Origin of the sequence: Shigella sp. FC1661 (assembly GCF_001712525.1) — a bacterium.
GTDB lineage: Bacteria > Pseudomonadota > Gammaproteobacteria > Enterobacterales > Enterobacteriaceae > Escherichia > Escherichia coli.
In genome coordinates this window covers 1-2864 of the sequence record NZ_MDGW01000241.1, presented here as the reverse complement: position 1 = coordinate 2864, position 2864 = coordinate 1, and the positions used below count along the sequence as shown (strand labels likewise).

Annotated in this window: 6 protein-coding genes and 1 pseudogene; 5 read left to right on the top strand and 2 right to left on the bottom strand. The window is 49.3% G+C overall.

Annotation, left to right across the window (positions count from 1 at the left end):
- On the bottom strand, nucleotides 1-256 hold a 256-nt coding region (locus BFF42_RS14365; RefSeq protein WP_033555117.1), incomplete at its 3' end, for an IS3 family transposase.
- Between the two features lie 134 nt (nucleotides 257-390).
- Here BFF42_RS14365 and BFF42_RS14355 point away from each other — a divergent pair.
- Nucleotides 391-735: a YdfR family protein gene (locus BFF42_RS14355; RefSeq protein WP_000193278.1), complete on the top strand. Its 345-nt coding sequence runs from the start codon at nucleotides 391-393 to the stop codon at nucleotides 733-735.
- Here BFF42_RS14355 and BFF42_RS14350 read toward each other — a convergent pair.
- Nucleotides 701-973 (bottom strand): hypothetical protein, encoded by a 273-nt coding sequence (locus BFF42_RS14350; RefSeq protein ID WP_000369850.1) that lies wholly within the window; start codon nucleotides 971-973, stop codon nucleotides 701-703. The two genes, BFF42_RS14355 and BFF42_RS14350, sit on opposite strands and share 35 nt — an antisense overlap.
- A gap of 105 nt (nucleotides 974-1078) precedes the next feature.
- On the opposite strand from BFF42_RS14350, the gene BFF42_RS14345 reads away from it, so the two are divergent.
- From BFF42_RS14345 to BFF42_RS28585, 4 genes and pseudogenes are all read left to right on the top strand, one after another.
- Nucleotides 1079-1612, top strand: a complete 534-nt coding sequence (locus BFF42_RS14345; protein WP_000992061.1) for a lysozyme — start codon at nucleotides 1079-1081, stop codon at nucleotides 1610-1612.
- A 220-nt stretch (nucleotides 1613-1832) separates the two neighbouring features.
- A complete protein-coding gene (locus BFF42_RS14340; protein ID WP_000675931.1) occupies nucleotides 1833-1946 on the top strand; it encodes a hypothetical protein in 114 nt (37 codons plus the stop codon).
- A gap of 1 nt (nucleotide 1947) precedes the next feature.
- Nucleotides 1948-2415 (top strand): lysis protein, encoded by a 468-nt coding sequence (locus BFF42_RS26960; protein WP_001082565.1) that lies wholly within the window; start codon nucleotides 1948-1950, stop codon nucleotides 2413-2415.
- Nucleotides 2416-2753: 338 nt separating this feature from the next.
- Nucleotides 2754-2864: pseudogene (locus BFF42_RS28585) on the top strand (TonB family protein); the annotation flags it as partial.

Sequence of the window (2864 nt, the reverse complement as noted above, 5' to 3'; positions counted from 1 at the left end):
TTTTTAATATTTCATTCTCCATTTCAATGCGTTGTAGCTTTTTCCTCAGCTTACGTATTTCGATTTGTTCTGGTGTTATCGGAGAGGCTTTTGGTGTTTTGCCCTGACGCTCATCACGCAGTTGTTTGACCCATCTTGTCATTGTGGAAAGGCCAACATCCATAGCTTTGGCGGCATCTGCCACCGTGTATTTCTGGTCAACAACCAGTTGAGCGGATTCGCGTTTAAACTCTGCGCTAAAATTTCTTTTTTTCATTGGAGCACCTGTGTTGTTCTGAGGTGAGCATATCACCTCTGTTCAGGTGGCCAAATTCAGTGTGCCACTTCAGACTAACCTGTATTTCAAAATCAGAGAGGACCGTCGTAAGGCTGCACGGGGAGAGTAATTCAATGACTCAAAACTATGAACTGATTGTGAAAGGGATCCGCAATTTTGAGAATAAAGTTACGGTAACTTTAGCGTTACGGGACAAAAAACGCTTTGACGGTGAAATTTTTGACCTGGACATCTCGCTGGACCGTGTTGAAGGTGCCGCGCTGGAGTTTTATGAGGCAGCAGCCAGAAGGAGCATCAGACAGGTCTTCCTGGATGTTGCTGCCGGGTTATGTGAAGGGGATGAGCAGTCGCCGGAAAAGCGCCCCGTAATTTTAGAGGCGCAGGATGTGTTGATAACCTACAGAGGAAAACTACCGGGAATAATTACGGGTTCTCTGAAGAGTCCGCCGAAATGGTAATTTTACCAGCATATTTTTCATCCAGTAATACAGCAAGCCGCCTGAAAGAGTCTTGTTGTTCCTGAGACCATTTGGGATTGCATGATTCAAACTGGATTGATGCCAGCGTTGATTGCATCTGTTCCCTTGGAATTGAGAATGCCAGATATGAGAAGGCGACGGTAAGGGTATTCACGTCTTCCCGAAGCCTGGAAATGCTGTCGAGCAACTCCTGTAGAGAAATGGTGTTATTGTCCATAAATAATCCTCATGATTGTATTGACCTGTTAGCAGCCTGAGGCAACAGGCTGGAACTGATAAACATATCCAGGGCTCAGAAACCGATAAATCCTGATAAATATCCATGAACGCAAAAATCAGATACGGCCTGTCGGCTGCCGTTCTGGCGCTGATTGCCGCTGGTGCGCCTGCGCCTGACATTCTCGACCAGTTTCTGGATGAAAAGGAAGGTAACCACACCACGGCATACCGTGATGGCGCGGGTATCTGGACCATCTGCCGCGGTGCCATTCTGGTGGATGGTAAACCTGTCGTCCCGGGCATGAAGTTGTCGAAGGAGAAATGCGACCAGGTTAACGCCATTGAACGTGATAAGGCGCTGGCATGGGTGGAGAAAAACATCAAAGTGCCGCTGACCGAACCTCAGAAATCGGGGATCGCGTCATTCTGTCCGTACAACATTGGCCCCGGTAAGTGTTTCAGCTCAACGTTTTACCGGAAACTGAACGCCGGAGACCGGAAAGGTGCATGTGCTGAAATTCGTCGCTGGATATATGACGGCGGCAGGGACTGTCGGAACCGCTCAAATAACTGTTACGGGCAGGTATCGCGGCGTGACCAGGAGAGCGCGCTGGCGTGCTGGGGTATCGACAGGTAGCAGAATATTTTGCTGAAAAATGACGCTTGCTCACGCGGGCGGATAACACGAAGTCCTGTGAACTGGCAAAACCTAAGTGAATAAAAGTAAAAACCCCGTTTGTTGGCAGCAAGCGGGGTTTTGTGTTTTCTGACCTTGAGTAAGGCAAGGGAGAAATTATGGTGAGGGAGGTGCTTTCCCTGTGAGGAAGTATAAAAGATTCTTTCTGAGGTTGTCCATTATGAAAGGCATTGAAGTGGAGACGCCAGCCAGTCTGGATTTAACAAGAGCGGCAGCTTTTGCCATTCGTATTGTGGCAATTGCTGTTCTGGTTTGGGCAATCCGTTGGTGGTGATATGAACCGTGTTTTGTGCGTGGTCATCATTGCCCTGCTGGTGGCCTGTGGTGCGCTTAGTCTGGGGCTGAATCATTACCGTGTTCACGCCATCATCTACAAAGAGCAGCGCGATAAAAAAGCCAGTGAGCTGGAGCTGGCGAACGCGACAATTACTGATATGCAGATACGCCAGCGTGATGTCGCTGCACTTGATGCCAGATACTCGAGGGAATTAGCCGATGCGAGAGCTGAAAATGAAACTCTGCGTGCTGATGTTGCCGCTGGTCGTAAGCGCCTGCGGATCAACGCCACCTGCTCCGGTACCGTGCGTGAAGCCACCGGCACCTCCGGCGTGGATAATGCAACCGGCCCCCGACTGGCAGACACCGCTGAACGGGATTATTTCATCCTCAGAGAACGGTTGATGACAATGCAGAAGCAGCTGGAAGGGGCACAGGACTATATCCGCACTCAGTGCCTGAACTAAGTTTTGCTGATGCGCCGTATCGTCGCTGTATTCCCTCATTAACAGAGACCGCAGCCCGACAGGGAGACTCCTCTGCGCGAGTGTGCGGGGATAATCTAAAACGATACACACCGGGGTTTACCGCGTTAACGGAGCGCGGCGTTGTCCCCTCATAGTCGCCAGTCCGGTGCGATGGTGGAAGAAACAGGACGATGTGTTACCTCGCAAGCCCTGTTATGTCATGTGTCTGATTTGTGATTTAAGTCGGATAATTGTCGTTGCCATTAAGCAGAGGATTGATGACCGACAGGGCGGCATTGTTAGAATAAGACTTATTTTTATCTGTGCGGGGAATGAAAATGAAAAGAAATCTTCCGTTAATTATTTTGTTGTCTTCTCTGGTTATGGGCTGTACGCAACATAAAACAGATATGCCCCGACAGTTGGTTAAGGCATTACCACAATATCCG